Annotated in this window: 31 protein-coding genes; 21 read left to right on the top strand and 10 right to left on the bottom strand. The window is 36.4% G+C overall.

What is annotated here, in order from left to right:
• Positions 1 to 156: 156 nt before the first annotated feature.
• Positions 157 to 738: a TetR/AcrR family transcriptional regulator gene (locus tag CHB72_RS09620; protein ID WP_176431297.1), complete on the bottom strand. Its 582-nt coding sequence runs from the start codon at positions 736 to 738 to the stop codon at positions 157 to 159.
• 144 nt (positions 739 to 882) lie between these two features.
• Here CHB72_RS09620 and CHB72_RS09615 point away from each other — a divergent pair, with 144 nt between their 5' ends.
• The 4 genes from CHB72_RS09615 (at position 883) to CHB72_RS09600 (ending at position 3,499) form a co-directional block, all read left to right on the top strand.
• On the top strand, positions 883 to 1,383 hold the full coding sequence (locus CHB72_RS09615; protein WP_089282669.1) for a hypothetical protein: 501 nt from the start codon (positions 883 to 885) through the stop codon (positions 1,381 to 1,383).
• Positions 1,384 to 1,419: 36 nt separating this feature from the next.
• The gene (locus CHB72_RS09610) at positions 1,420 to 2,217 is read left to right on the top strand and encodes a cation transporter (RefSeq protein WP_089282668.1); all 798 of its coding nucleotides are present in this window, start codon (positions 1,420 to 1,422) and stop codon (positions 2,215 to 2,217) included.
• Positions 2,193 to 2,627, top strand: coding sequence for a transposase (locus CHB72_RS09605; protein WP_089282667.1), 435 nt, complete (start codon positions 2,193 to 2,195; stop codon positions 2,625 to 2,627). Before CHB72_RS09610 ends, CHB72_RS09605 begins: the two co-directional genes overlap by 25 nt.
• Positions 2,628 to 2,719: 92 nt before the next feature.
• Positions 2,720 to 3,499, top strand: coding sequence for a transposase (locus CHB72_RS09600; protein ID WP_089282666.1), 780 nt, complete (start codon positions 2,720 to 2,722; stop codon positions 3,497 to 3,499).
• Here the strand turns inward: CHB72_RS09600 and CHB72_RS27960 are convergent.
• The gene (locus CHB72_RS27960; protein ID WP_330397028.1) at positions 3,496 to 3,642 is read right to left on the bottom strand and encodes a hypothetical protein; all 147 of its coding nucleotides are present in this window, start codon (positions 3,640 to 3,642) and stop codon (positions 3,496 to 3,498) included. The genes CHB72_RS09600 and CHB72_RS27960 overlap by 4 nt on opposite strands.
• 71 nt (positions 3,643 to 3,713) lie before the next feature.
• Complete coding sequence (locus CHB72_RS09595) at positions 3,714 to 4,181, bottom strand: transposase (protein WP_089282665.1); 468 nt, start codon at positions 4,179 to 4,181, stop codon at positions 3,714 to 3,716.
• 477 nt (positions 4,182 to 4,658) lie between these two features.
• Between CHB72_RS09595 and CHB72_RS27740 the strand changes: the two genes are divergently transcribed.
• The 9 genes from CHB72_RS27740 to CHB72_RS09555 all read left to right on the top strand — a co-directional run bounded on the left by CHB72_RS27740 (position 4,659) and on the right by CHB72_RS09555 (position 12,246).
• Positions 4,659 to 4,787, top strand: coding sequence for a hypothetical protein (locus CHB72_RS27740; RefSeq protein ID WP_278277825.1), 129 nt, complete (start codon positions 4,659 to 4,661; stop codon positions 4,785 to 4,787).
• A gap of 185 nt (positions 4,788 to 4,972) precedes the next feature.
• Positions 4,973 to 6,226 carry a group II intron reverse transcriptase/maturase gene (gene ltrA / locus CHB72_RS09590; protein ID WP_089282664.1) on the top strand — a complete coding sequence of 418 codons (1,254 nt, stop codon included), beginning with the start codon at positions 4,973 to 4,975 and terminating at the stop codon, positions 6,224 to 6,226.
• 172 nt (positions 6,227 to 6,398) lie between these two features.
• A complete protein-coding gene (locus CHB72_RS09585; RefSeq protein ID WP_176431296.1) occupies positions 6,399 to 6,647 on the top strand; it encodes a group II intron maturase-specific domain-containing protein in 249 nt (82 codons plus the stop codon).
• 27 nt (positions 6,648 to 6,674) lie between these two features.
• The gene (locus CHB72_RS09580) at positions 6,675 to 6,881 is read left to right on the top strand and encodes a hypothetical protein (RefSeq protein ID WP_207652534.1); all 207 of its coding nucleotides are present in this window, start codon (positions 6,675 to 6,677) and stop codon (positions 6,879 to 6,881) included.
• Positions 6,882 to 7,904: 1,023 nt separating this feature from the next.
• Positions 7,905 to 8,546, top strand: coding sequence for a PAQR family membrane homeostasis protein TrhA (gene trhA, locus CHB72_RS09575; RefSeq protein ID WP_089282689.1), 642 nt, complete (start codon positions 7,905 to 7,907; stop codon positions 8,544 to 8,546).
• 68 nt (positions 8,547 to 8,614) lie between these two features.
• Positions 8,615 to 9,373 carry a transposase gene (locus CHB72_RS09570; RefSeq protein WP_089282661.1) on the top strand — a complete coding sequence of 253 codons (759 nt, stop codon included), beginning with the start codon at positions 8,615 to 8,617 and terminating at the stop codon, positions 9,371 to 9,373.
• 149 nt (positions 9,374 to 9,522) lie between these two features.
• A complete protein-coding gene (locus CHB72_RS09565) occupies positions 9,523 to 10,623 on the top strand; it encodes an NAD/NADP octopine/nopaline dehydrogenase family protein (protein WP_089282660.1) in 1,101 nt (366 codons plus the stop codon).
• Positions 10,624 to 10,979: 356 nt separating this feature from the next.
• Positions 10,980 to 11,966, top strand: coding sequence for a Gfo/Idh/MocA family protein (locus tag CHB72_RS09560; RefSeq protein WP_089282659.1), 987 nt, complete (start codon positions 10,980 to 10,982; stop codon positions 11,964 to 11,966).
• Positions 11,967 to 12,084: 118 nt separating this feature from the next.
• Positions 12,085 to 12,246, top strand: coding sequence for a transposase (locus tag CHB72_RS09555; protein ID WP_207652532.1), 162 nt, complete (start codon positions 12,085 to 12,087; stop codon positions 12,244 to 12,246).
• A gap of 120 nt (positions 12,247 to 12,366) precedes the next feature.
• Here the strand turns inward: CHB72_RS09555 and CHB72_RS09550 are convergent, their stop codons facing one another.
• Both CHB72_RS09550 and CHB72_RS09540 read right to left on the bottom strand, forming a co-directional pair.
• Positions 12,367 to 13,158, bottom strand: a complete 792-nt coding sequence (locus CHB72_RS09550) for a hypothetical protein (RefSeq protein ID WP_176431295.1) — start codon at positions 13,156 to 13,158, stop codon at positions 12,367 to 12,369.
• A gap of 524 nt (positions 13,159 to 13,682) precedes the next feature.
• Positions 13,683 to 15,101 (bottom strand): aminotransferase-like domain-containing protein, encoded by a 1,419-nt coding sequence (locus CHB72_RS09540; RefSeq protein WP_089282656.1) that lies wholly within the window; start codon positions 15,099 to 15,101, stop codon positions 13,683 to 13,685.
• 139 nt (positions 15,102 to 15,240) lie between these two features.
• On the opposite strand from CHB72_RS09540, the gene CHB72_RS09535 reads away from it, so the two are divergent.
• From CHB72_RS09535 to CHB72_RS09520, 4 genes are all read left to right on the top strand, one after another.
• A complete protein-coding gene (locus CHB72_RS09535; RefSeq protein WP_089282655.1) occupies positions 15,241 to 16,221 on the top strand; it encodes a threonine ammonia-lyase in 981 nt (326 codons plus the stop codon).
• A gap of 1 nt (position 16,222) precedes the next feature.
• A complete protein-coding gene (locus CHB72_RS28090) occupies positions 16,223 to 16,354 on the top strand; it encodes a peptide deformylase (protein WP_089282688.1) in 132 nt (43 codons plus the stop codon).
• Positions 16,355 to 16,469: 115 nt separating this feature from the next.
• Positions 16,470 to 17,051, top strand: a complete 582-nt coding sequence (locus CHB72_RS09525; protein WP_089282654.1) for a helix-turn-helix domain-containing protein — start codon at positions 16,470 to 16,472, stop codon at positions 17,049 to 17,051.
• Positions 17,051 to 17,713: a CatA-like O-acetyltransferase gene (locus CHB72_RS09520; protein ID WP_089282653.1), complete on the top strand. Its 663-nt coding sequence runs from the start codon at positions 17,051 to 17,053 to the stop codon at positions 17,711 to 17,713. Before CHB72_RS09525 ends, CHB72_RS09520 begins: the two co-directional genes overlap by 1 nt.
• 648 nt (positions 17,714 to 18,361) lie before the next feature.
• Here the strand turns inward: CHB72_RS09520 and CHB72_RS09515 are convergent.
• Positions 18,362 to 19,714 carry an MATE family efflux transporter gene (locus tag CHB72_RS09515; protein ID WP_089282652.1) on the bottom strand — a complete coding sequence of 451 codons (1,353 nt, stop codon included), beginning with the start codon at positions 19,712 to 19,714 and terminating at the stop codon, positions 18,362 to 18,364.
• A gap of 97 nt (positions 19,715 to 19,811) precedes the next feature.
• Here CHB72_RS09515 and CHB72_RS09510 point away from each other — a divergent pair, with 97 nt between their 5' ends.
• On the top strand, positions 19,812 to 20,636 hold the full coding sequence (locus tag CHB72_RS09510; protein WP_089282651.1) for a MerR family transcriptional regulator: 825 nt from the start codon (positions 19,812 to 19,814) through the stop codon (positions 20,634 to 20,636).
• A 236-nt stretch (positions 20,637 to 20,872) separates the two neighbouring features.
• Here the strand turns inward: CHB72_RS09510 and CHB72_RS09500 are convergent, their stop codons facing one another.
• On the bottom strand, positions 20,873 to 21,070 hold the full coding sequence (locus CHB72_RS09500) for a hypothetical protein (protein ID WP_089282650.1): 198 nt from the start codon (positions 21,068 to 21,070) through the stop codon (positions 20,873 to 20,875).
• 155 nt (positions 21,071 to 21,225) lie between these two features.
• Between CHB72_RS09500 and CHB72_RS27015 the strand changes: the two genes are divergently transcribed.
• The 3 genes from CHB72_RS27015 (at position 21,226) to CHB72_RS09490 (ending at position 23,184) form a co-directional block, all read left to right on the top strand.
• A complete protein-coding gene (locus CHB72_RS27015) occupies positions 21,226 to 21,369 on the top strand; it encodes a hypothetical protein (protein WP_207652531.1) in 144 nt (47 codons plus the stop codon).
• A gap of 598 nt (positions 21,370 to 21,967) precedes the next feature.
• Positions 21,968 to 22,507 carry a nitroreductase family protein gene (locus CHB72_RS09495; RefSeq protein WP_089282649.1) on the top strand — a complete coding sequence of 180 codons (540 nt, stop codon included), beginning with the start codon at positions 21,968 to 21,970 and terminating at the stop codon, positions 22,505 to 22,507.
• 47 nt (positions 22,508 to 22,554) lie between these two features.
• Entirely contained in the window at positions 22,555 to 23,184 is a 630-nt protein-coding gene (locus CHB72_RS09490) for a CatA-like O-acetyltransferase (protein ID WP_089282648.1), read from the top strand.
• 514 nt (positions 23,185 to 23,698) lie between these two features.
• Here the strand turns inward: CHB72_RS09490 and CHB72_RS09480 are convergent.
• The 3 genes from CHB72_RS09480 to CHB72_RS09470 all read right to left on the bottom strand — a co-directional run bounded on the left by CHB72_RS09480 (position 23,699) and on the right by CHB72_RS09470 (position 26,464).
• On the bottom strand, positions 23,699 to 24,442 hold the full coding sequence (locus tag CHB72_RS09480) for an ABC transporter permease (RefSeq protein WP_089282646.1): 744 nt from the start codon (positions 24,440 to 24,442) through the stop codon (positions 23,699 to 23,701).
• A gap of 1 nt (position 24,443) precedes the next feature.
• A complete protein-coding gene (locus CHB72_RS09475; RefSeq protein ID WP_089282645.1) occupies positions 24,444 to 25,391 on the bottom strand; it encodes an ABC transporter ATP-binding protein in 948 nt (315 codons plus the stop codon).
• A 131-nt stretch (positions 25,392 to 25,522) separates the two neighbouring features.
• A complete protein-coding gene (locus CHB72_RS09470; protein WP_330397027.1) occupies positions 25,523 to 26,464 on the bottom strand; it encodes a MerR family transcriptional regulator in 942 nt (313 codons plus the stop codon).
• Between the last annotated feature and the right edge of the window lie 194 nt (positions 26,465 to 26,658).

Genomic DNA, 26,658 nt, shown 5'->3' with positions numbered 1-26,658 from the left:
GTAACCAGCGTTAGATTTAGTAGCCTGAACCGACATATCGGTTATATTTTATTCCATTGACATTTTAATAATTGCTGATAACCCATTATTTATTCCAGAAGCCGGGTGTGGGCAGCGCGCCCACATCGGTACTGTAGGTTCAGTATATGTGTTGATTTATGAATTAATTAAAGAAGCAAAATTAGAAAGCAGGTCTTGATTGATTCGACCAGAAAGAACCTTGTTGTAATTACAGATAAAGGTACCTGCTACAAGAACCATCATGACTTCAGCTTCCTTTTCTCCAACATCTTTTCCATATATGTCGATTAAACACTGGGTCATAGTGTCTTTCCAGGCTTGAAATTCATTTTGTATCAGTTGACTAATCGTAGAGTCATAGTGACCTAGCACATAAAACTGTGTCGTTGCATTAGGGCGGTTTTCATTCGTATCTCCTTCTGCAACATATTTCATAAAGGCATTTAAGTAGTTAAGATTACTGTCATAATTTTTTCTGTCATGGGTCGAAAACCAAGTCTTACAATGTTCAGTCATATAATTTCTGGTGTATTCACAATAATGAATAATCAAATCTTCTTTGCTGTGAAAATAATTTAATAATTTGGGATGAGTCATTCCCGCTTCAGCGGCGATATCACGTAACGAAATTTTGGATAAAGGTTTCGCTTCTATGCATCGTTCAAAAGCCATTAATATGTTATGTCTCATTTTTTCTTTATCGATAATTGCAGGCATTTTTCCCTCCATAATTATAATTAAGGTTAGGTTATCCCATACCGGGATAGCCTATTGACGTTTACAGTAACGATATGCTATTATTTACCAAGTGGTAAATAATAGACTGTTTATCATAATATTTATATCATGGAGGCTGTAACAATGTCAAAAAAAGAAAAAGAACTTATCGAAACCCTTGATAAAAAACTTGATCAGAAACTGATGCGCACATTGACTATATGTGCACTTGTAATGATAGGGTCTGCTTTGATGCATGATGGTGACCATATACGACAGGCATTGAATTGGGGGTATTCAATTCCGCTTTCCCTCTGGGTATTAAATCTGACAGTGTATATATTACCGGTTGTATCCTTGTTCCTAATCAGGATGGGAAGGTTTAGTGCAACAGTTGTAACGGGTATTGCAGGTATTTTTATTTCTGCTTCTTTTCTGATGCTGCATTTGCTTGGTTCGGCTACAGGTCTTTGGGGTGTCTGGAACTATTCATATTTTGATCTGATGAAAGGAGTTACATATCAGGGAGTTTATTATCAAGGGGTAGACTGGATTAGTTGGGTATGTTTATTCGAAGTACCAGTTTTATCTATTCCAGGATCTGTTATTGCATTCAGAAAATTTGTGGATTTAAAAAAGAAATAAGAGTGGAGAAAGGAGATTTTTTCTTCTGGTTATATTATGAGAGAAATTGTTATTCGAATTAATGGAATTGAATGTTCATCATGTGTCATTCGTCTTAAAAACGCACTTGGAGCATTAGAAGGAGTAGAACGGGCAGAAATTAATTCTGTAACCGCTCAAAGTTATATCATCTATAACGAAAATATACTTTCTGTGGATGATATTGAGTGTTGCATTCGAAAAAGCGGATATCAAGTCCCGATGATGACTGCTGAAATCGCTGTGAGCAACATGTACAAGAAACAGGAGGTTCAGATTCAAGACTGTTTAAAAGCAATTAATGGTGTGAAAGAAGTTAAATGTGATATAGAAAATGATCAGGTGAACATATCCTATTGGGCAGTAGGAATTCGCAGTAAAGATTTTATTGATGCATTGGCTGGGAATGGACTGGATGGGACTGTTATTGAAGTTAATGGTGGAGAGGAAGAACAGATATACAGAGAACGCCTTTTTCATTTGCGTTTGCTGATTGAGTCTGCTTTTCTTACAATGCCACTTCTGTGGAATCCTTCACCCCTGATACAATTGTTAATTGCGACACTGATACAGTTAGGACCTGGACGTTTCTTTTATAAAGGTGCATGGAAGTCTATCCGAAATAGAAACTTTACAATGGATTTTTTAATTGCTGTATCTACAACTATTATTTATGGCTACAGTACATACATTGTCTTCACAGTTCATGATGATATCCAGTTATATTTTCTTGGTGATGGTGTTTTGATGAGTATCATTTTGCTAGGAAAATATTTGGAAATTCTGGAAATATGCTTGAGAGAGAAGGTAAGATAAATGGTGCTATTATAAACAATATGGCTAATTGGCAGCACTCAGGATTTAATGTATATTGTGGACAGTCAGTAAAGCCATGGGATAAGGAAGGGATAGAAAGACTTGCTCAATATATTGTGCGAGCTCCTATATCACAAGAGCGCATAACTTATATATCACATTCAACTGATGGTATAAACAGGATCATATATAAAGGTAAAACCAGTAATACGTATGAGACTTTTATCCCGCTGGATTGGCTGGCAAGGTTGGTAACACATATACCCAACAAAGGAGAACAACTGGTCCGGTACTATGGATACTACTCCAATAAATCTCGTGGCATACGGAAGAAAGAAGAAAATGATAATATAGTACCAGCACTGATATCAACCGACATATCAAAAAAGAAATTCCGCAGGCACGATTAAAAACAGAAGCAAAGGGACGGTTCTGTTGCTTCTGTATAAGTAATATGTTAATATATAGAAAAACATAAAAAAAAATTGGTGGTGATGCGATTATGCCCCGGATGGCGAGAGAAAAAAGTCAGAGTGGAATATATCATATAATGATTCGAGGAGCAAATAGACAGGAAATGTTTCACGACGATGAGGATAGGAAAAGATTTTTAGAGACGCTTAAAAGATATATAGTTAAAGTGGAGATGAACGTTTATGGTTGGTGTCTTATGGATAATCATGTGCATCTATTATTGCAAGAGGGTATTGAGGAAATATCAATAACGATGAAGCGAATAGGGGTAAGTTATGTATGGTATTATAATCAAAAATATAAAACAACAGGTCATCTTTTTCAAGATAGGTTCAAAAGTGAAAAAGTAGAAAATGACGAATATCTCCTGACAGTGATTAGATATATTCATCAAAATCCTATCAAATCAGGCATAGTAAAAAATGCTGAAGAATGGAAATGGAGCAGTTGTTTAGGTTATTATGGAAGAACTCTATACCCAGAGGGATTGTTAAATATAGCATTTGTTTTACACATACTTTCTGAAGATAGAGATGCAGCCATTAAGAGATTTAAAGAGTTTAACGAACAAAAAAACGATGATAATTGTCTAGATGATACGGTTAATGAAAAGATAAGATTATCAGATAAAGAGGCGAGAGAAGAAATTATAAAAAGCATTGGTAAGATTCAACTAGCACAATTAAAAAGTTATCCTAAATTAGAAAGGGATGAATTAATAAAAAAGGTAAAACGAATAGAGGGGATATCCCAAAGACAAGCTGCAAGGATTTTAGGTGTATCACCTAATCTTATATTTAAAGCCTAAAGGAAGCAAGGAACCGTCCCTGCGCTTCTTTGTTTTGCTACATAGGGGGTAATTCTTTTTAGATCTTCTGCCTTATAATAGCCTTTGTCTGCTAAAACTTCAAATTCTTTTCCTTTAAAAATCTTCTTAGCCCTTAAGACCATATTGTCTAGCGCTCCTAAGTCATTTGCTCTCTGGGATACTTTAAAATCTACAATTATTTTATGCTTTGCATCTACCGTGGTCTGTACATTGTAGCTAACATCAACATGATTGTTGCTATTGCTACCAGTTCCTTCCCAAATAACTCCCATTCATCACAAAGCTTTGTGAATTCTCTAAATATTTGTTTTATTGCTTTTTTATTATCTTTTCTAAAATCTGCTATCGTTTTAAAATCTGGTCGTAGTTTCCTTAATAACCATATCAGCTCTATATTTCTAATAGCTTCATGCTCAAGCCTTCTAGATGAACGAATTCTATTAAGGTATCCATACAGGTATAACTTCAACATATCCTTAGGGTCATAGCTAGGATGCCCTACTGCATTTGGGTTAATTTTTTTAAAACCTAATTCCTTTAAATCTAATGTTTGCACAAAAACATCTATTACTCTTACCGGGTTATCTTCTAGGATGTAATCATCTATACATTCTGGAAACATAATAATTTGGTTTCTATCTTCTCCTTTTATATATGCCATACTCAACGACCACCTTTATACATTTATCTTATTATCGTTTATATTCGACATAGTCAAAGGAATTCCTTTTTGTGTTTGCGAGGCATGTTGCCGAGCCAATGGTTTGAAAGAAAACCTGTCACCTAGCTAATGGGAAGACAAGCTGTAAGCAAGGGCGTTTTCGGCGACGAAAGGGTCTGAAGGAAGCTGATGGCGGCTGTTGGAACGTAACGCAAGTGAACCAGTGTTGGCGTATGTAGTGGACAACTCTCCACGAAATGGGGACATCCTAAAATTAGCTTAGCTACATGCGTTATGATGGACGTTTTAACAACAGGCAGAGCAACTTAACCTTGGAAGTACTGCACTCGAAGCTGTAGGTTTCATTTACAAGCGAAAGCAAGAAGTGAAATGAGGGTGCAGTATGCAGATGAAGCCGTAGTAGTTAATAAACCTATACCAATGAAGGCTAGTAATAGACTGGAGGGGAAAATATAGGTGATACATCACGTAGTTGATGTGACTATCATAGGTCAAAAGTCTGTGGTAGATGCGAAGGGCGGAAGAGGTTTCAAAGTGTATTGGAAGGAACTTCAAGTAAGGGTGAAAGTGTTAAAAGAAGGCTGAAATGTTGGAAGATACGAATAGTTGGCATAAGAGAACTTGCGAACTATCTTGATGACACAGATATGAAGTAGTTAGGAGAACGAAGATAAGATTGCCATAGAGCTAGAGACGTTTAGTAAACCTAATGAAGAATATATAGCTCAAGCAAGAGCTGCTGAAAGGTACAGCAACAAAGGAGGAACAACATGAAGAAATGGTACAGCCTTATCGATAAAATATATCGAAAAGAAAGTTTAGAACTAGCTTTTAAACGAGTAAAACGAAACAATGGAGCCCCTGGAATAGATGGGGAAACTGTTTGGGATTTTGCGGATAAAATAGAGCTAAATATTGAGTTTCTTCATGAAAGACTGAAAACCAACGGGTATGTGCCCAGTCCAGCGAGAAGAGTAGAAATTGAAAAACCAGACGGTGGGACAAGATTATTAGGAATTCCCACAGTAAAGGACAGAGTGGTACAACAAGCTATTGTTAACATCATAGAGCCAATCTTTGACCCAACATTTCATCCATCAAGCTATGGATACCGACCCAAACATTCACAGCACCAAGCAGTAGCAAAAGCAGAAAGATTCATGAACAAATATGGCTTAGAGCATGTGGTAGATATGGACCTGAGCAAATGTTTTGATACTCTAGACCATGAAATTATTATGGAAGCCGTATCAGAGCAAATAAGTGATGGCCGAGTGTTAGATTTGATTAAGAAATTTCTAAAATCAGGTGTAATGCATAGAGATAACTTCTGCCAGATAGAAGTCGGTTCTCCGCAAGGAGGGATTAGTCCGATTCTTGCAAATCTCTTTCTGCACTATGCATTTGATGATTTTATGGTCAAAGAGTTTTCATTAATACCATGGGCGAGATATGCCGATGATGGAGTAACGCACTGCGTATCAATTAAACAGGTAAAATACTTACTACGAAGACTACAGGAAAGATTTGCAATGTTTGGATTGGAACTAAATCTTGATAAGACAAGAATTGTGTATTGTAAAGATAAAGACCGAAAAGGTAATCACGAACATACTTCTTTTGACTTTTTGGGGTATACGTTTCGACCTAGACAAGCGAAGGATAGGTATGGAAAGTTCTCTACAAATTTTCTGCCGGCAATGGGAGAAAAAGCAAAGAAAGCCATACGAAAAGAAATTCGTGGATGGAAGTTGCAGTTGAAATCAGATAAAAGTTTGAATGATGTTGCTAACATGTTTAATAAACAGATACAGGGTTGGATTAATTACTATACGTATTTTTATAAGTCGGAGTTCTACGATGTATTAAGATATATTAATAATCGTTTAGTCGAGTGGGTTCGCAGGAAATATAAGAAGCGAAAAGCAAGACGAAGAGCAGAACATTGGCTAGGAGAAATAGCGAAACGTGATAGAAAACGGTTTGCACACTGGAAACTTGGAATATTACCAGCGGCTGGATAATGGGAGCTGTATGAGCTGAGAGGTTCACGTACAGTTCTGCAAGAGACTTAGAGGGAAAGTCCCTAGGTCTACTCTCTTCCTTATCTTTGCAAAGGATAGGAAAACAGCGGGAGATTACAAAGCCTATGCTACAAAAGTCTTGGAAAGAGAATTGAAGCTAAAAGTCAACGATATGAAAACCAAACTGACAAATGTGAATGAAGGTGTAGCATTCCTTGGGTTTGTAATTCACAGTAAAACACTTGGAGTCAATCCCAAAAGGATAAAACGATTCAAAGACAAAGTGAGAAGAATTACAAGAAGAAACTCGGGGAGAAAGCTTGAAGAAGTAATAAAAGAGTTAAACCCAGTCTTGAGAGGATGGATGAATTATTATCTTGTAGCCAATATCGATAGATTTACAGGAAGCTTTATGGGATAGTTACGCAGAAAATTGAGAATGGTGAAAATGAAACAATGGAAAACCTATAAGGCAATGCATAAAGAAATGAGAAAGAAAGGCATCAAGGGAAATGGTTTGAAAATGGATGTCACAAAGTGGAAAAATTCTAATGTTCACATTGTGCATCAGATATTACCGAATCAATACTTTGAAGACATAGGTCTCATTAATATGCATAAATACGAAGTTGGGTTGTTGTCGAATTATTATTAATTCGGTGAGAAATTTCAGGAGCCGGATACGGCAAACGTAAGTCCGGTTCTGTGAGAGCAAAGAAAACAGGATTAATTATCCTGTTTTCTAGCTACTCGATTCAACAGTGAATTCCCAAAATCTGAGGTGATATGTAAGTATTAACCAGACTTCGGGAATTCAAGGGACGTTATGCAAGAGATGATTATTTTAAGAATAACCTAATAAAGGGGTATTTACCTGCGGACGGGAATATAATGCTTTTTGGGACATCAGGAGCAGGGATATTGATACAGGAATATCTTGCAAAATATGGCGACCATGTTTCCAGGGTTATTTTGGAAGCAACTGGAGCCCCTGTAATTTCCTGCGTGTGAATTGACAGGTAAGCTTACCCAATCGAAAAAAAGGATAGCTGAAGGATTATAGGGAGCCGGATTAACCCATAGTGTGTGACTTGAAAGTTGCTGTTTAAATTGTACGTAAGTACTTCCACATCCATTTCATGGTATTCCTACCGATAAGTGCCTAGTAAGAAATGAATGGTGCAGAGCAATCGGGACAAAGTGAAATCAATGGTAGTCACGCCATACTATTGCGAGGAAAGATGAGCATGATTGACAAATGTGAATTGCCATAAGGGTCGTCAGTCGATAAGGAGTGAAATGTGACTGTTACACTTCAACCAAAATGGTACGAAGACAGGGGGATAGCAGGATTCTGAAAGAGTTTATGAAGTGTGGATATGTATATCAAAAACAGATGTTTCCAACCGATGATGGTACTCATCAAGGAGGATTATGCTAAGCTTTGCATAAGGTGGAGTAATTAGTCCTTTATTAGCTAATATCTATCTACATGTAATGAATATGTATTGGAAAAAGAAATTTAAAGAGTTAGGTCAAATTTTTAGATGAAATAAACGGCTCATGTTGAGTGATAATGATTGAGATATTATGCTATAATATGAAATAGTGAAGTTAAAAATAGTGAAGTTAAAAATAGTGAAGTTGAAAATAGGAAAGAAGTGCGTATACTTTGAAGATGACAAAGATTATTGTAAGAAAAGATTTTTCTATGGGAGAAGAAATTGCAAATGCCGTAACTCACGGTCTGGGAGTGCTATTAGGTATTGCTGCTCTAGTTATATTTGCTATTAAAGGTGCAAAAACTCAGGATATTTTATATACAGTAAGTATGATGATTTATTCAGTATCTACTATTGTTTTATATGCAAACTCTATGCTATATCATGCTTTTAAAGAAGGAAAGACGAAGAATGTATTTGAGAGGTTGGATCATTTATCTATTTACATTCTAATAGCAGGCAGTTACACTCCCTTATGCTTAATTGCTATTGGCGGCATGAAGGGAATCATTATCTGTAGCATTCAATGGACATTGGCAATTGTCGGAGTTACATTTAAGGCGATATGGATTGATCGATTTGTCAAAATACATGTATTAATTTATTTGATTATGGGATGGATGATTAGCTTTTTCATTAGCAGTATTTTTAAATCTGTATCATTTACTGGATTCTATTTGTTGTTGGCTGGAGGCATAGCCTACAGTATAGGTGTTTTGTTTTACGTGTTCAACTGGTTTAAATATCATCATTTTGTTTGGCATATCTTTGTATTGGCTGGAAGTATATTAATATTCTTTAGTTTATATTCACTATAGAAAGACAGGGGGACAGGGACTTGTCCGGACGGGTGAAATATGATATAATCTTGAAGAGGTGGTAGGATATGCCAAGACAAGCACGAAAAAAGAGTAAAACAGGGATTTATCATATAATGGCAAGAGGAAATAACCGTCAAAACATATTTGAAGATGACGAGGACTGTATGAAATTCATTGAAATAATACAGCAAAGCAAAGAAAAAAGTGGAATTAAGCTTTATGGATACTGCTTAATGGGAAACCATGTACACTTATTATTATGTGAAGGTATGGAATCATTATCTTTGACAATGCAAAGAATATGTTCTAGTTTTGTATATTGGTATAATTGGAAATATGATCGTTTTGGACATTTGTTTCAGGAACGGTATAAAAGTGAAGTTGTAGAAAATGAGGCGTACTTGATAACAGTATTAAGATATATCCATCAGAATCCGATTAAGGCAGGAATAACAAATTCAGTAGCAGGATATAGATGGAGTAGCTATCATGAATATATAAATAAGCAGAATATTATAGATACAGAATTTATATTAGAATTATTTGCCACAGAAAAACAAATAGCAAAGAAAGAATTTGAAAAATACATGCATGAGAAGAACAAAGATGTATGTTTAGATTATGAAGAAAGACATAGGATTGACGATGAGGAGATAATTAAATTAATTGAAGAGAAATACGGAGTTAAAAAGGGGTTTTTTCATTTATTGGGGAGACAAGAAAAGGAAATGATACTGAAAAATTTAAAGGAAATAAACGGTATTACAATAAGACAACTTGCGAGAGTAACAGGGGTAAGCAAGTATATGGTTGAAAAAGCATAGCAGACAAGTCCCTGTCCCTTTGTCTTTCCTTTGTCTTTTTTGATAGCTTTAATACAATAGAACTCAATTGTACCTACTGCAATTGAGTTCTATTAAAGTCCATTCAAATTATGCAAAGCACATAAAATTTTTAAATAGGAGGAGATATTATGATTAAAAGAATTGCTATCATTGGTGGAGGTAATGGAGCTTTTGCTGCAGCAGCAGACCTGACATTGGCAGGATATGAGATTACTTTATATGAAAATGAAAGATTCAAAAACAATATAAAGGAGTTATTACAAACAAAAACCATCAACTTAACTGGATTTGGCAGAACAGGTGAAGCCAATATCCATAAAGTTACCACCGACTTAGAAGAGGCAATAGATGGAGTGGATTTAATTATGCCTATAGTTCCAGCATATGCATTGAAAATATTTGCTGAAAATATTGCTCCTTATATTAAAAAAGGTGATAGAATTGTTTTAGCCCCTGGAAGTACTGGTGGATCATTAATTGTTGCTAAAGTATTAAATGAAAAGGGTAAATTAGATGGGGTAAAAATAGCAGAAATGCATACGTTACCCTATGCGACACGTAAAATAGGGCCAACCAGTGTTAAAATATTATTAGAATGTAGAAAATTATATTTTGCCGCTTTTCCATCCAAGTATAACCAAGAAATGTATGATATAGTAAAGGAATTTTATCCTACGGTAGAGTTAGTAAATGATGTTTTAGAGAGTTCATTGAATAATGGAAATCCAGTATCTCATCCAGCTCCAGTGGTATTAAATGCTGGGAAAATTGAATATCCTAAAGGTGAACATTATCATTATAGGGAAGGTATCACACCATCAGTTGCCCGCGTTAATGAGAAAATAGATAATGAAAGAATAAACATATGTAAAAAGTTTGGATATAACTCCATAAATGTTAAAGATAGATTGTTCTTAATGGGATATGCACCAAAACGAGAAACTCTTTATGAATGTTATAGAGATAGTGAAGTATTTAACCCATTAAAGGGTCCAAATGATTTAAATGATAGATATTTGACAGAGGATACTCCATGTTCGTTAGTTGGGCTATCTAGCCTTGGGAAGGCTATAGGAATAAATACGCCTGTAATGGATGCTGTAATAACATTGGCGTCAGCTTTAAAAGACGAAAATTATTGGGACACTGGTTATACAGTTAAGGACTTAGGGTTAGAAGGTATGAGTATTGAAGAGATAAAAGCGTTTTTACAAAAAGGTTATAAATAATTAGCTTAATAGGTTATCCTTTTATCTATATGAAATTGCTTTGAATTTAAGGAGAAAAGCTGAAATTGCAAAAAAGATATTAAAGCAGAAGAGGGTAAAGCATATGCGAAATGGCTAAAGGATTTGTTGATTTTAAGTACAGAGGAATAAAATTTTTAGGTGATAAGTTTTTAAAATTCATCAGGGTACGGTATTACAATAAGACAACTTGCGAGAATAACAGGGGTAAGCAAGTATATGGTTGAAAAGGCATAGCAGACAAATCCCTGTCCCTTTGTCTTTTTCATAATTGTGCTTGATTTGTTTCGGAATAAGTATTACTATATTCCTATAAATGGAAGACGGGGGAGACAAATATGGGAAAAATTAGAGTTGGGTTAATCGGGTTTGGTGCATGGACGAGAAATGCATATTTATGTGCTTTACGGTATGATGGACGTGCTGTAGTAACAGCAGTAACTGCTGCAACAGAAAGAACAAGGAAGCTTGCTCGCGAGATACTAGGGAATAGTGCAACGGTTTATGATAATTTTGAATTGCTTTTGAAGAGAGCAGAAATCGATGCAGTGATGATAGCGGTTCCTGATGAAGCTCATCAAGCTGTACTGTCAGTAGCAATAGATTCCGGAATACCGGTATTTTATGAGCCGCCAATTGCAGTGAAAAGGGATCAAATTCCGATTATGTTAAACTCTTTACTAAGAGCGAAACAGATTACTTATGCAGATTTGGAGCTGGGCTGCCATCCAATGATTTACCGTGCAATTGAGTTAATTGAAAATAACATGGTTGGATGCTTACATAATGTTACGATAACTCTGCATGCGGGCTGGGGGCCTTCTGATTCGGATTTATGCCTAATGAACCGTATGTCTTGCTGGTATGTGGATATATTAAACCAGATTATAGGGAAAATTCCCAAACGAGTTTTGGTACTTGACGGTTATGGTAATACTGGTCGGATGCAGGCGATAAGTACGGCGGTATATGATTACGACAGAATATGGGGCGTCTTTAAAGCTAATATTTACAGCCAGGAGGATTTATCCATCAATATAGAGATAAGTGGGGATGAAGGCATCATTTATTTGAATTATTTCACAGGTGAAATCCGTTATCGTTCGATAAAAGATTCTTACTGGATTGTTGAAGCCTGTCCTTCATTGACACCTTATGCAGATTGGCCTGGGGTACGTGAGTCCGTTTCTACATTTCTTGATATAATTTCAAGCGGAGAAGCATCCAGGGGAAATGCAAAAAAGGTTGCTCAACTGAACATAATTGGTCTTGCTGCCGATGAATCAAAGGATTTGGGAGCATGGGCAGAGGTACAGATAATATAGGAGTAAGACGAGGGGACAGGGACTTGTCTGGACGGGTGAAATATGATATAATCTTGCAGATATGGTAAGATATGACAAGACAAGCACGAAAAAGAGTAAAACAAGAATTTATCATATAATGGCAAGAGAAAATAACCGTCAAAACATATTTGAAGATGATGAGGACTGTATGAAATTCATTGAAATAATACAGCAAAGCAAAGAAAAAAGTGGAATTAAGCTTTATGGATACTGCTTAATGGGAAACCATGTACACTTATTATTAGAAGAAGGAATTTAAAAAATACATGAATGAGATCAACGAAGATGTATGTTTAGATTATGAAGACAGACATAGGATTGACGATGAGGAGATAATTAAATCAATTGAAGAGAAATACGGAGTTAAAAAGGGGTTTTTTCATTGTTTCCCGTAGGCATCCACCCATACTTCTTTCCACCAGAATTTATTTTCCTCAGTGTAGCCATACCGCGCCTTTGGTGCCCTCATGGATATTTCTTCCAGATAAGCGCTGGTTATATGTTGCATATGGCGGTCATTGGCCACATGCTTCAGCCCGTCCCTTGTATAGATTACAATCAGTCCGAGCCGCATTCTTGTTGCCAGAGACATTGTATCCGGCCTTGAGAACATATTCACATGCATGTATTTTATGTAGCACCAGGCGATTTCCTCATACGGAATATAGTTCGTAAATCCTATATAACATCTGTCATTGAAGTACATACCCTCTTCTCCAAAAACAATATTCTTTACACGATGTATCTCTTCCAATTCCTTATGAATCTGCTGCTTCGTTTCCATTGGCCGGGCCTCATAGACGCCATAGACATACTTTTTTACCTTGCTGTATTTAAACAGCAAAACGCATATCATACCGACTACAATCAAATAACTGAATCCCAGGCAGCCAACAATCACCAGCATGTCCCCATCCCATTCAAAACCATAGGTCCTGGCATCCATAATAAACAGTGGTATCAGCCCGGTGAGAATTATGCCAAAAAAAACAGGAATAGTCATGAGTAAGTAAAAATTCTTAAGCTTCCGCTCCCTTTGTATTAAATAAAATGCTTGTTTTTTGGTCATATAAGTCCCTCCAAAAATTGAGATAATATAAATATATCGGTAGCAGGTATCTATTTTTTTACGGTTTTCTTCAAAGAACAAAGCGGTTGCAGTTATTGTCATTTTTTAGAACTCCAAAAGATTCTTCTACCTGTATTGAACGGTTTACCCATAAATTGAAACAGAAATCTCCATATATTTCAGGCAAATTAAAGTCCTTGGATTGGAACAAGCAGAGGCAATGCAGCTGAATTTACCTGAAGAACAAAAGCCGTTTGGATTAGCTTTCTGTAATATCATCATTTCGGTCGGTATAGTATTTCGTAATTTCTTTTTGGTTCTCTCCCCGAACCAGTTCCGCGAAAGCTGTGCTGGAGCCGGGATAGTCTGTCTGGCAATCACATCATCGACCGCAACATGCTTTAAAAAGCGGTAATGAGCCAAAAACGCATGACCGGAAAAGCGGGTTTTACCGGAAAGCTGCGCGGAATCCGCTCGGGTTTCTTCGCCGCCAAGGAGCTACCATCTTCAACAGTCATCTTTTTTATATCCTCAAGATATGTGGAATGTGTCGTGAGGATCGAGAGGGAGCGAGAAATAGGGTCAGGCTTGAAATATTCACTAGCAGTAAATTTAAAGAGGTATCTTTAAACAATGAACTCATATTTTAAGGTGGAAATATCTTTGTTTTCTAGCAATGACTTTATTATTTTAAGTCCCTTTTCGAGTTCTGCAATATCTGTCGGGGAAGAAAGGGCAATACGTGCATAAGTCTGTCGCTTAGTATTCCCAACTGCAAATCTATCTGAGCAGAATACGTGAACCCCATGAACTTTTGACAATTTTTCGAAGAAGTTACCATCCATATGTTTTGGCAGCGGAAGCCATTGAAAGAAGCAAAGATTATCTGCATTTATTTCATGATTTGAGAAATGCCTTAAAAATACATCCTTTCTCTCTTTTGCTAAATCAATTTTTTTATTAACAATTTTTTCTGCGGCTCCGCTGCAAATCAATTCGGCAATAACCTCGGCATTAAATGAGGAAGTTTTTAAATTGATATTATAAATACCGCTTATGATACGTGACCGGTAGCAATCCGGAAAAGCAGCAAATGCAACTCTTAAGCCTGCACAAAGAGATTTTGAAGTACTGCAGATATAGACAGAGTTTTCTGGAATCATTCCTGTAATTGGTGCTATTTTCTGTGGCTGTAAAAACGCGTACACATCATCTTCTATCAAGATAAGTTTATGCTTTGTTATGACATCTGCAAGCTCTTTTCTACGCGCTAGACTAATTGTAATATTGGTGGGATTACTGAAGTTTGGCATTAAGTAAATCCCGGAAATATTGTTTGTTTTGCATATTGTATCCAACGCATCAGGCAACATTCCGCATTCATCTCCCGCAATAGAGACAAGTTGAATATCCATCAAGTTGGCGAGATTCATGAAATTTGGATGTGTAAATGTATCGGTTGCAATTTTATCTCCCGGTTTAAATAATGATATGAGCGTTATGGTCAAAGCATTTTGAGCTCCGGAAGCAATCATAATATTATCTATGGACGTATTGAGCTGAAATCTGGCAAGCCACTTTTGTGCGGCTTGTTTCTGAAAAGGGGTTCCCAGAGGGTTGCTATATTCCAAAAGCCTTTCGGCGCAAGGCTTATTTAAAACAGATTGAATCGTATTTAAAATAATTGAATTGGTTTGATAAAACGGTTTTATGACACCCATTTCAATAAAATCTATAGCTGATTCGTGATTTGTAAATACATTGGGCATATTTGCACCTGGAGATACAAAGGTTCCTTTTCCAGTGGTGGCATAGATCAGCCCTTTTAGCTCACAAATTTTAAAAGCTCGTGTAATTGTGCTCAGGTTTACATCCAAAAAGTCAGCCAGCTCTCTTTGAGGTGGCAGCTTTGTGTGTGGAGCTAATATACCCGCTGCAATATCTTGTTCAAGTAGCTTTGTAATTGATACATACAAGGGATTTGTCAGTTGATTCCGTTCTGGTTTCCAAGACATTGGGTAATGCTCAAATGAATTTACCGGCATGTTTGTTATTCCTTTCAAATTGTATTGCATACAATTATATCATTTATTTTCCATATTTTCAATGATATAATGATAACAATGTATGCATTGTGTGAATTGTATGCATAATTACAGACAATGAATTGGAGGGTGAAAGTAAATGATTGCCGGAAAAAATGAGTATCCCATTTCGCTTAAGGAAGTGCTAAGAGCCGAACAGCTGGTGTATAAATTAATTAAACCCACACCGCTTGTTAATTATAAAAGTCTTTCAGATGCAGTTGGTGCGGATATTTATATCAAACATGAGAACCATTTGCCTGGAGGAAGCTTCAAAATTCGCGGCGGTCTCAATATAATGTATCACTTAAAGCAACAAAAGGTAAAAGGAGTCATTACATTTTCGACAGGAAACCATGGAATTTCAATTGCAACAGCGGCGAAAGTGTATGGGATTGAAGCGACCGTCGTTGTACCAAAAGGAAATAATCCGGAAAAGAATCAGCGGATAAAAGACGCGGGTGCGATTTTAGTGGAGGCGGGAGATAATTTTGAACAGGCGGCTCATGCAGGGATGCAGATTCAAAAAGAGAGGGATCTTTATTATATCCATGCGGCAAATGAACCTCATTTGATTAATGGAGTCGGTACTGAGTTTATAGAAATTTTGAGAGAACTACCTGATATCGATGCCATCATTCTGCCGATTGGCGGGGGAAGTGAACTGGCGGCAGCCGTTACCGTTTTCAAATCAATCAACCCTGAAATTGAAATTTACGCTGTACAGGCTGAAGCCTCCAAAGCTGCTTATCTTTCGTGGAAGACGGGCAAAATTATACAATCTTCCAATCAGACGTTTGCGGGTGGATTTGCCACTGGAGCGGCTTATGAAATTCCTTTTGGAATCTATAAGAATCAGCTGACTGATTTCATCTTATTATCTGAAGATGAGATAAGAAAGGGAATCTATCTGGCGCTGTATCATACGCACAATCTGGCGGAGGGCGCTGGTGCTTCGACAATAATTGCCGCTCAAAAAATCAGCCAAAGATTAAATGGGAAAAAGGTTGTTCTGCAAATGAGCGGTTGTAATGAAACAATGAGCAGTGTCCGCGATTCATTAAAGACCTGCAAGTGTTAAGATCCGTGCATTAGATGAAAATGGGGAGGAAATAACTCTCGAAAGAAAAGGAGACCTTGCAAAGTGTTTCTGTCATGAAATAGACCATTTAGAAGGAAGTCTATTCACTGATTTAGTTACAGAATATATATAACAAATCTCTGACTTTCCCGCAGTCTTTGTTCTTAAAGATACTTTACCAACTCTACGGAGCGTTTATTGAAATTTAATTCGTCTGCGTTTATTCTTAGTATATGGAGGTGAGCAATATGGATTGCAATAAGGTTGGAAAGCTGATACTCGGCTTGCGCAAAGAAAAAGGTATGACTCAAAAGCAGCTTGCCGATGCAATGAATATCAGTGACAAAGCAATCTCTAAGTGGGAGCGTGGGTTGGGTTGCCCTGATGTAGCCTTGCTCTATGAACTCTCCGAAGTATTAGGTGTAAACATTGAAAAAATATTATTGGGGAATTTAGAACCCAATGATGCAGACGGAGGAAATATGAAGAAAATTAAATTTTATGTATGTCCAACCTGTGGAAACATACTTACCGCTACCGGGGAAGCAGAGGTTTCTTGTTGCGGACGGAAGCTTGTGCCCCTCATCCCTAAGCCATCTGATGAAATGCATAGATTAGTTGTGGAAAAAGTAGAGGATGATTTTTATGTCACCTTTACGCATGAGATGAGCAAGACACATTATCTTAGTTTTATAGCTTATATTGCCTGCGATAGAATACTTTTGATTAAGTTATATCCGGAACAAGGTGGAGAAGTGCGTTTCCCAAGGATGTATGGCGAAAAAATTTACTTTTGTTGCAGTAAGCATGGATTGTGGGTGAATGAATAATGAATATACAAACAAGTTTTCACCCCATCGATATGCAGGCATGGCAAATGGCACAAGCGTTTCATTATTATACGCAAATGGCTCCTACCACATATACTGTCACTGTGACAATAGATGTCACAGTTCTTAGGAAAACATTAAAAAGTAAAGGATATAAGTTTTTTCCTGCATACCTTTATTTAGTAACCAGAGCTATCAGCAAGCAACAGGAACTGCGTATAGCTATTCAAGATGGTGTTCTGGGATATTGGGACAATCTTACTCCTGCTTATCCGCAATTTCACGAGGATGATAAGACAACGTCATTGCTTTGGACGGAATATGATGAGCATTTTGAGGTGTTTTATAAACAGTATATTGAAGATACGACACAGCATGGGGACAGCCACGGTATCCTATCATCAAAAGGGCTACCGCTTCCTAATGCTTATATCATATCTTGTATTCCATGGTTTACTTTCAACAGTTTCTCATTACACAATCATGGAATAAAGGATTATTATGTTCCTAGTTTTGAAGCAGGCGGTTTTATGGAAGTGGAGGGAAAGATTACAATGCCTCTTTCAGTTACAGTCCACCATGCAACAACAGACGGTTACCACTTAAAAGTATTTTTTGAGGAATTGCAACGGACAATGAATCATCCGAATGAGTGGCTGTAAGATTATGCCCCCCTTTACCATCAAAAATAATAAGAAAACACGAAGGCATTGAGATGAAATAATCTTGATGCCTCTGTTTTCATATAAACCCAAAATACAATTTAATAAATCTGCCATCGGGCAAAAGGTTATTCTAGCATCAAATACGAATTATGATAATGAATAAGTTATTATCTATTGTCTTTGCTTATTTTACCTTTTTAAGGGTTCTATTTTCTAAAATTGGCGAACGACTATGTCCGCATTGTGGACAAATATTTTATGGAGAAGTTAAAGAAAAGGTTGAATAGTGACATTTTTTTAGTAAGTTTTAAGGCAAAGAAATTGATGAGAATTTAAACAAATGCAGAGATATAGAAAAAATTGATATAGATTGGCTTTTTAGGATAATAGTACTCTTTCTTCTATTGCAGAAGGAATAAAGAAGTAGTATAGTATTTGTTAAATTGAAGATGCCTCCATTAGGTTTCAGGGAGGTTTACTTGTGGGATAGTCAGTTGTACATTTATAAACGATGGTTTTAAAATTCTAAATACTAGAAATAGTAAAGGTGAGTCTAGAACTTGGGAACTCAAAAGTTCTTTAAGGTGGAAGAATTTTGCTAGGAGTGATGATCCAACCTAGGAAGCCTAGTCTAGGATAATGAGGCTAATTTCTAGAGACATAAGGGGTTTCTTTTAAGGCAAATTTAGACTTAAAGTATATTACTAAGGTGACACTTAAAGATAAAGCCTCATAAAATAATGGGGCAACCCAAATACCAAAATTTCCCCATGCGGCCGGCAAAATAAATAATACGATACACATTAATATATATCCTCTTAAGGATGAAATAATAGTAGCTTTTTTTGTTTCTTTCAATGCAGTGAAATATCCAGAAAAAATAATATTAAATCCACAAATTAAAAATCCAAAACTAAATATTTTTAGGCCTACTAACGAAATTTTGAGAGCTTGTTTGTTTGCGGTATCTATAAAAAGAGAAACCAACTGTTCGGTAAATAGTTGAGAGGAGACAAAAAACAATAACCCAAAGACTAAAGATGTTTTTAAAGCTAACTGCAGTAATTTTTTTATACTTTTATAATCATTTTTCCCATTATAAAAACTAATTAAGGGTTGCATTCCTTGATTTACCCCTATCATTGTCATTAATACAAGGTTATTCAGATACATAATTATACTGAAGGCTGCTAAACCATAAGATCCAATATACTTTATAACAACAAAGTTAAAGGCAAAGGTAGTGAATCCAGTAGATAATTCAGTCAGGGATTCAGGAGTACCTATGGTAAGTATACTTTTTATCAAGGTGAAATTCAGTTTGGGCTTAACAAATTTTAGGTTGGATTTTCCTAAAATGAAATGTATTAAAAAAGTAATACAGGATATAAGCTGAGAAAAGCCTGTTGCTAGAGCTGCTCCTTTTACACCATAACCTAAATGAATTACTAAAATATAATCTAATAATATATTTATTAAAGCAGCAAGCATCACAAATATAATAGAATAAATTGGAAAACCATCTGCTTTAACAAGTACTTCTAAAGAATATGCCACTATAAAAAAGGTACTAAAAATAATAATTATTCTTAAATAATCCTTTACATAAAGTAAAGTGTCCTCAGTTGCTCCTAAAAAAATAGCTATTTCTTCCAAAACGATCAAGGAAAAAACACTTATGGTAATGCCTAAAACAGAAAGAATGATTACATTCAAAGTAAATATTTCGTTACTTTTCTCTCTTTCATCCTGTCCGAGATAAAAGGTAATTAAAGTAGAAGAACCAATTGCTACTAAAAGTGAAATGGCAAATACAGTGTTAATATAGGGCATAGATAAATTAACAGCTGCAAGGGCTAAAGGCCCAACTCCTCTTCCTACAAATATACCATCAATCATTGTATAGATAGAGAAAAACCACATAGCACTTACTGAAGGTATTAAATACTTAAAAAACTCTTTTGCTAATTGTGTTGCTTGTGAAACTTGTTGTTGCATGAATATCGACTCCTTATTTTTTGTTATGGATGTCCTTGCTTAGTACTATAAACCTTGGTATAGTACTAAGGTCAAGAGAAAAATAGAGGTGATTTATGTGAAAAAAAAATATGAATACAGAATAGGAGAAATATGTAAACTGTATGATATAGGTCCTGACTCTATTCGTTACTATGAAGAGAAAGGCTTAATTTTTCCTGCGAGAAAAGAAAATGGTTATAGAGTATATTCTCTTGAGGATATTTGGAGATTAAATGTAATAAAAGATTTAAGGAAGTTGAACTTCTCCATCAAACAGATAAAAAGATATTTAGAGGATAGAAACATAAATACAACGATTCATTTAATGGAAAAGGAAATCAGCTTAATAGAGAAAGAAATTATGCCTCTAGTAACATTGAAAAGAAATTTAGAGAAAAGGATTAAGGTACTTAAAGATGTCGAAAAAATAGATGATTATGGAAAGATAAAGATAAGAAAATTAAAGACTAGAAAAATTATTTTGATAGAAGAATCCATGTCTAAAGAAGAAGAAATAAACTTGGCATTTCGTAAGCTGGAAGGTAGAAATGACTCAAAATTATTTTTATTTGCTAATAAGGATATGGGGGTGTTTATCTCGGAGCAAGGCATGAAAAAGGGAGACTATACCTTATACCAAAATGCTTTCTTTTTTGTTGATGACAATGAAGAAAAATATAATATGATCTTACCGGAAGGTTATTTTGCAGTCTTGGTTTATAGAGGAACTTATGGAAAAAGCCAGCAATTATTTGAAAAAATGGTAGAATTTATCGAAATGGAAGGATATTTTATAAAAGGGAGTTCTATGGAAATTTATCGCTTGGATATCCATGGCACATCTAGAGAAGAAGAATTTATAACTGAAATACAGATTCCAATAGAGAAAGAGAATAATTAACTTGAGTTGCTTAACTACTAATAATGCATAAGAAAAGTTGGATAAGTCCACAGGTGAGTAGCATCCATTTGAAGGTTTCCTTGGTACAAAGCATAAAGACCATTATAGCTTCCGATATAGGAACGTAAAGCTTGAACTCCTTTGGGATGGACATGAAGATGACGAGATAGAATATCCAGCAAGACATCCTGGCCACAGATGACAAAGCCGCTGCTTTATTATTGGACGTACCACGGTTAAAAACCTTCATTAATGCCTATAACTCTAATAATAACGTTCTTAAGCAAGTAGGGACGGTTTTTGTCTTGACTGTAATAAGCAAGTCTTACCAACTGATAGTTCATCACATATTTTGCAACGCTCTTTTTGCTCTTTAAATAGTCTTCTACAGCTGTTATTTTTATTTCAGATAATACATCAGATTTTCTTCCCATAATAAAACTCCCCTCATAATAAACGGTTATATTATTTTAACTGTCTACTATAAGGGGAGCATATCATTTTGTGACGGCTTCAGAGATAACAATTCATTTTTTAATTTTTATGGTATAATATCCATGGTAATTCTATGATAGGAGGTATTGTTATAATGATGAACTTATACGGAGCGGATGATCATTTGCTGGCTTTAACCAACACGATTGATGCCGATTTCCATCAGCACTTATTTATACAGGTGTCCATTTCGCTTGAGTCTCCTTTTGAAATACAAGTTGACAAAGATCTTCTTTAGCTGCAAAGGTATTATTATCGATTCCAATGTCAGTCACCAGTTCAATGGTCATCACAATTTATTGCTTTTTCTGTTAATCGACAGCACCTCTAGCTTGGCAGAGCCGTTTAAAAAACGAATTGATAATCGAAAGATATATATTTTTCCTGATGATATGATAAATAATATCACAGCGTTTGTGAAAAACAACTCTAATAGTATCGTTGACAGTATCGGTTACGCTCACTTTTTAGCACAGCTTCTTCAGTTTTGCTGTTGTTTTCACCGTCTATAACTAACATGTCGGGTATTCACGCAAGGCCCAAACGCAACGAAAGGTGTTGCCGCAGATGAAGTGATCTGTGTTGAATTTGATGATGGAGAGAGCTATTATGTCGAGAAATTCTTGGATACGGACATCTTCTTGTGAAGCTACTTGGACTTTTGTTTTTCTTGGCATAGAGATCATTCCTTTCTGGTATGATTTTAAGCATAAAAAAGGCCGCCACGAGTGTGACAGTTAGGAGGATAACAGTTCACTTTTATTACATTTTATGGTACAATAACAAAGGCTGATGCTCAGGCCTTTATTTATATTTGCACACGGAGGAATTTTAAAATGAATTTTTTAGAATTAGCAAAACAACGGTGTACGACTCGAGGATTTACAGATAAACAAATTGATAAAGATGATCTTGACGGAATTTTATCTGCTGGACGTATGGCACCAACCGCTTGCAATAAGCAACCACAGCAGATTATTGTTGTTCAGCGGCCGGATAATATTCTCAAGGTTCAAAAAGCATATCAAACTTTCGGTTCTCAATGTATACTTATTGTTTGTCAGGACAAAAGAAATGCTTTAATACGACCTTTTGACGAAAAATGTTCGGGTGATTTAGATATTGGTATTATTTGTGATCACATGATGCTGGCTGCAAGGGAATTAAATATTGGGAGCGTAATGGTGGGGTTGTTCGATCCTCATATTATAAGAAAAGAATTTAACATACCCGAATACATTGAACCAACTGCATTACTTGTCTTAGGTTACCCCGCCAAGGGATTTTTGAGTCCTAACCGCCATAATACTGAGAGAAAACCACTTGAGGATACAGTAATGTATGAGAACTATAGCGAGGACAGGTCGCAAAACTAAAAAGGAAATATATTGTAATGTAGATTATATTGAACGAAGGTGTGAATATGGGAAACAGATACAAAATAATAGATTTTGAAACATGGAAAAGAAAAGAGTATTGTCAAATATATAGGAATGCGGTGCAGCCTCAATATTGTGTGAGTTTTGAACTTGATGTGAGTAATTTTAAAAAGCATGTTAAAGAAAAAAATTGGTCATTTACGATGGCATTCATATTTACTATTACGAAATGTGCAAATGAAATCGAGGAATTTCGGTATCGTTTTCTTGATGGTGAAGTTGTGTTATATGAATCCATTGATACATCATTTACTTATTTGGATAAAGAAACAGAATTATTTAAAGTAGTAAATGTACCCATACAGGATACAATTGAGAAGTTTGTGCAATTGGCAATCATAACAGCAGAAAATCAAAAAGTACATTTCACAGGACCTGTAGAAAATGATGTATATCAATTTTCTGCCTTGCCATGGATAACATTTACGCATATTTCGCACACAGATTTTGGAAATAGGGAAAAAGCGCAACCCATATTTGATTGGGGGAAATATTATGAAAGCGAAGGCAAATTCATGATGCCGTTTGCAGTCCAGGTTCATCATGCATTTGTTGATGGTATTCATATTGGTAAACTTGCGGACAAGCTGCAGCGATACCTTGATGAAATGTAGATTATAAGTATAATGAGAAGTCGCTAGCTAACTCATAACTGCCCATTTTATAATCCATCTACGCTGTTTTTTCATCCTCTAATAAGTTAAAGGTAGGATATTCACGGAGTGCCCACACGCAGCGGTAGGTATTACCGCAGATAAAGTAGTCGGTGTAAAATTTAATTACCGATGGGGCAATCATGTCAAGGAATTCTTGGATACGCACATCCTCTTGTGAAAAAACTAGGGATTTCGTTTTTCTTACCATAGGAATCATTCCTTTTGTATTTTTATTTGATGCATTAGAAAAGCCGCCACAATAATGTAACGACTTGAAGTCAAAATATTTGTTATAGAACTTTGTAGTATGAAGAGGTGACCTAACTAAAAAATATTATTGAATAGAACAGCTTACTGACAAATTACGATTTGACATACAATGAATTGGGCAAATCAATCTAAGAAACGATTGCAATACAGCGCGGCACCCTATCCACTGATTTCTCTCAGCTTAAATGTTCATCAATCAAAATTACTGGCTATCCCTTTTTAATGAATGGATAGCTAGTACGAAGCTACAAATACACAAAATCAGCAGTAATCCTACTGTAAATAGAAATTGCCCCCAATCCACTAAGCCCCCCGATACAAACCTCCGCAGACTATTGATAACATGGGTAAACGGGTTGATAAGTACAGGGATACGAAAACCCCTCGGTATTTGCTCATATGGTATCAGTGCCGAACTGACAAAGAATAATGGCAAAGTAAATGTATTCACGAGGGCGATAAAAGAATTTTCATCTGGCAAAGCATGGCTTATCGCATATGAAATAGCTGCTACAAATGCCACGGTTAAAAACAGCAATAACGCCATGAGGAACACTCCACTTACCCCCGATGCAATCCGAACCGACATCATAAAAGAAATTCCCATCAAAATCGCAATTTGAATAAACGACAATACGGCAGCATCCAAAATATGGCTTAACACAATGGAACTTTTTTTGACTGGGGAAATGTAAATACGGTAATAGCTTCCCCCTGTTTTTAATGAATAGTTTGCAATTCCGCTCATTCCTGAACTGGATAATACGCACATCAGCAGGATTCCGGGAAGGATAAAAGCCGTATAATTCCCGTTTGTTTGATTTCCACTGAATATTGTGCTAAACAGTAAAAGCCATAGCAGCGGCTGAGTCAAAGTCATGATGATGATCACCGGGTTTTGAAAGCGCCACTTGACACTTCTCCAAAGGAGATTGAAAGTTTCCATTTTAAACACTCCTTCCTTTGCTTTGCGTGAGGGACAGAAAAACATCATCAAGGCTGGGTGTTACAATACCGATTGAGGAATAGCGTATTTGCTTGTCCATCATCAATTGATTGAGGATGTGAAAATCCTGCGCTGCATTTTGAATGTTAGCATAAACGGTATTTTGTTCCTGCCGTATTCCTCTGACAAATTGCAGGTCTGAAATCCAGTTTCCAAAATCCCGCTGATTTTCCGAACTATCCAAATCAATTCTGATTGTATTTTGGTGAGTATGCTGCCGCAAATTTTCGGGCGTATCCTGCACCAATTGGTGTCCATCCTGCATAATGCAGACTGTATCGCTTAGCATATCGGCTTCTTCTAAATAGTGGGTCGTAAGAAAAATGGTTGTGCCGAAATCATCCTTGATTTTCTTCACAATATCCCACATGGCTTTGCGCGATTCAATGTCCATCCCCACGGTCGGTTCATCCAGAAACAGAATTTTGGGAAAAGACATCATACTCATGGCAATATCCAAGCGTCGTTTAATCCCTCCAGAATAAGCTGCGATCCTGTGCTTTTCATATTCCTTTAGTCCAAATGCAGCAATAAGCGCATCCATCCGCTTGTTAGCGGTTGCGGTATCCAGCTTGTATAATCGGCTCTGGAACAGCATATTTTCTTTTAGAGATAGGTGGTTATCAATAGATTCCTTTTGTGCCACACAGGCAATAAGACAACAAATGGATTTTTGTTCCGTACATACATCCTTACCCATTATGGATACCTTCCCAGCGGTAGGTTGCAGATAAGTTGTCAGAATATTGATTAACGTTGATTTACCTGCTCCATTCGGCCCCAATAAAGAAAATATCTCGCTTTCTTTTACCGTGAGGCTTAATCCGTCCAGCGCTTTTTTTCCGCTTTTATATACTTTTGATAGATTGTTGATTGAAATTGCTTCCAAATTCGATTCCCCCTTTTTGTTTTAATTCAAGTGTAAAGTATCGCATTGTGCTAGAGTCAATAGGTGGAAACGAAATATTTTGCAAAAAAATCACTGCCTTGTGAAGGACAGTGATTCAATCGGACAAATGCCTATTTGCTTTTTATCGGAAAACAGACTTCGGTAATAAAATTGTCCGGTTCGGGTTCTGTTTCCGGCGAAACATGGTAGATGTTAAAGATGGAACCATTGAATTCATAACCATTGTCGGAAATCCAGCTTGCAATTGCTTCGTTAACTTCTCTTAGCTGAATATAACCGCCTTTGTAGGTCAGCGTGGCGGCAGTTACAGGGTCAACGGTTTTAAATTTAATTGTGTCTGTATCTTGGTATGTTCCCACAACCGCCCGTTGAACTTCTGTGTCAATTCCATGCTCTACAAAACCCTCATTGTGGAATATTGCAATGTTGTAGCACGGATTGGCAAACTGTACCTTCTGCGCTGAAATTTCTTCGGACAATTTCTTCCATAATATGCCCTCCTGATCGTAGGTGGCTATCGTGCTGCGATAGCTTATCACATTTCTTTTGGGAAGTTCCTTGATGGCGATATTGCACTTAGGAAGATGGGAAGTCTTTTCAAGGCTTTTAATGGTCGTTTGAAGGAGCAACAACTGCTTTTGCATGGTGACTATTTCTTCCTGTTTTTGAGTCGCTTGAAGCATTAGATATCTTTTGAGGCTCTCTTCATTATCGTATTCCGATAAAATATCCTTGATAATGGATAAACCCAATCCCATACTTTTAAGTGCCTGTATCCGATTCGCAACGGGAAGCTGTTCCTTGCTATAGTAGCGGTAACCCGTAAATTCGTCAATATGAGCCGGAATGAGGAGCCCTATTTCATTGTAGTGTCGAAGCATATAGATGCTTATTTTAGACAGGGCGGAAAAGTCCCCAATTTTCAACATGAATATCACCTCCACATTACCTGCGCAATGTCTGATTCTATCTTTATCAGTCTTCGTAAGCGGCATGCCTTCCATTGACATTGAGCCGTTAACCTGATCAATTAGTTTTTCCAAATCTCTCATATAGACACCACCTTATCTATATATTATACTATATTTTCGCATTCAAAGTAGAAGCCATTGGCGCCGATCTTTCCTGAGTAGTCTTTATGGTACAATATTCCGATTATTTATAGAACCCCGTAGGAACCTTTTTAGATTTCTTTCGTCTAATAAGCAAAGGGCTAAAAAAGGAAATCGGATGAAGGAGGATTACT

It is taken from the genome of Anaerovirgula multivorans, from assembly GCF_900188145.1.
Lineage (GTDB): Bacteria > Bacillota > Clostridia > Peptostreptococcales > Natronincolaceae > Anaerovirgula > Anaerovirgula multivorans.
This window is presented reverse-complemented; position numbering and strand designations above follow the sequence as displayed.

What these genes read in the sequence shown, in the direction of transcription:
- CHB72_RS09500 (WP_089282650.1), bottom strand. Translation starts at nt 21,070, where the DNA reads ATGGGAAGAAAATCTGATGTATTATCTGAAATAAAAATAACAGCTGTA.
- CHB72_RS09470 (WP_330397027.1), bottom strand. Translation starts at nt 26,464, where the DNA reads ATGAGAGATTTGGAAAAACTAATTGATCAGGTTAACGGCTCAATGTCA.
- CHB72_RS09525 (WP_089282654.1), top strand. Translation starts at nt 16,470, where the DNA reads ATGGATTGCAATAAGGTTGGAAAGCTGATACTCGGCTTGCGCAAAGAA.
- CHB72_RS09610 (WP_089282668.1), top strand. Translation starts at nt 1,420, where the DNA reads ATGAGAGAAATTGTTATTCGAATTAATGGAATTGAATGTTCATCATGT.
- CHB72_RS09490 (WP_089282648.1), top strand. Translation starts at nt 22,555, where the DNA reads ATGGGAAACAGATACAAAATAATAGATTTTGAAACATGGAAAAGAAAA.
- CHB72_RS09595 (WP_089282665.1), bottom strand. Translation starts at nt 4,181, where the DNA reads ATGGCATATATAAAAGGAGAAGATAGAAACCAAATTATTATGTTTCCA.
- CHB72_RS09585 (WP_176431296.1), top strand. Translation starts at nt 6,399, where the DNA reads ATGAAAACCAAACTGACAAATGTGAATGAAGGTGTAGCATTCCTTGGG.
- CHB72_RS09540 (WP_089282656.1), bottom strand. Translation starts at nt 15,101, where the DNA reads ATGCCGGTAAATTCATTTGAGCATTACCCAATGTCTTGGAAACCAGAA.
- CHB72_RS09480 (WP_089282646.1), bottom strand. Translation starts at nt 24,442, where the DNA reads ATGGAAACTTTCAATCTCCTTTGGAGAAGTGTCAAGTGGCGCTTTCAA.
- CHB72_RS27015 (WP_207652531.1), top strand. Translation starts at nt 21,226, where the DNA reads ATGATGAACTTATACGGAGCGGATGATCATTTGCTGGCTTTAACCAAC.
- CHB72_RS09565 (WP_089282660.1), top strand. Translation starts at nt 9,523, where the DNA reads ATGATTAAAAGAATTGCTATCATTGGTGGAGGTAATGGAGCTTTTGCT.
- CHB72_RS27960 (WP_330397028.1), bottom strand. Translation starts at nt 3,642, where the DNA reads ATGGTCTTAAGGGCTAAGAAGATTTTTAAAGGAAAAGAATTTGAAGTT.
- trhA (WP_089282689.1), top strand. Translation starts at nt 7,905, where the DNA reads ATGACAAAGATTATTGTAAGAAAAGATTTTTCTATGGGAGAAGAAATT.
- ltrA (WP_089282664.1), top strand. Translation starts at nt 4,973, where the DNA reads ATGAAGAAATGGTACAGCCTTATCGATAAAATATATCGAAAAGAAAGT.
- CHB72_RS09605 (WP_089282667.1), top strand. Translation starts at nt 2,193, where the DNA reads ATGCTTGAGAGAGAAGGTAAGATAAATGGTGCTATTATAAACAATATG.
- CHB72_RS09600 (WP_089282666.1), top strand. Translation starts at nt 2,720, where the DNA reads ATGCCCCGGATGGCGAGAGAAAAAAGTCAGAGTGGAATATATCATATA.
- CHB72_RS09495 (WP_089282649.1), top strand. Translation starts at nt 21,968, where the DNA reads ATGAATTTTTTAGAATTAGCAAAACAACGGTGTACGACTCGAGGATTT.
- CHB72_RS09515 (WP_089282652.1), bottom strand. Translation starts at nt 19,714, where the DNA reads ATGCAACAACAAGTTTCACAAGCAACACAATTAGCAAAAGAGTTTTTT.
- CHB72_RS09580 (WP_207652534.1), top strand. Translation starts at nt 6,675, where the DNA reads ATGAAACAATGGAAAACCTATAAGGCAATGCATAAAGAAATGAGAAAG.
- CHB72_RS09535 (WP_089282655.1), top strand. Translation starts at nt 15,241, where the DNA reads ATGATTGCCGGAAAAAATGAGTATCCCATTTCGCTTAAGGAAGTGCTA.
- CHB72_RS09520 (WP_089282653.1), top strand. Translation starts at nt 17,051, where the DNA reads ATGAATATACAAACAAGTTTTCACCCCATCGATATGCAGGCATGGCAA.
- CHB72_RS09570 (WP_089282661.1), top strand. Translation starts at nt 8,615, where the DNA reads ATGCCAAGACAAGCACGAAAAAAGAGTAAAACAGGGATTTATCATATA.
- CHB72_RS09555 (WP_207652532.1), top strand. Translation starts at nt 12,085, where the DNA reads ATGGCAAGAGAAAATAACCGTCAAAACATATTTGAAGATGATGAGGAC.
- CHB72_RS09620 (WP_176431297.1), bottom strand. Translation starts at nt 738, where the DNA reads ATGCCTGCAATTATCGATAAAGAAAAAATGAGACATAACATATTAATG.
- CHB72_RS09560 (WP_089282659.1), top strand. Translation starts at nt 10,980, where the DNA reads ATGGGAAAAATTAGAGTTGGGTTAATCGGGTTTGGTGCATGGACGAGA.
- CHB72_RS09550 (WP_176431295.1), bottom strand. Translation starts at nt 13,158, where the DNA reads ATGACAATAACTGCAACCGCTTTGTTCTTTGAAGAAAACCGTAAAAAA.
- CHB72_RS09615 (WP_089282669.1), top strand. Translation starts at nt 883, where the DNA reads ATGTCAAAAAAAGAAAAAGAACTTATCGAAACCCTTGATAAAAAACTT.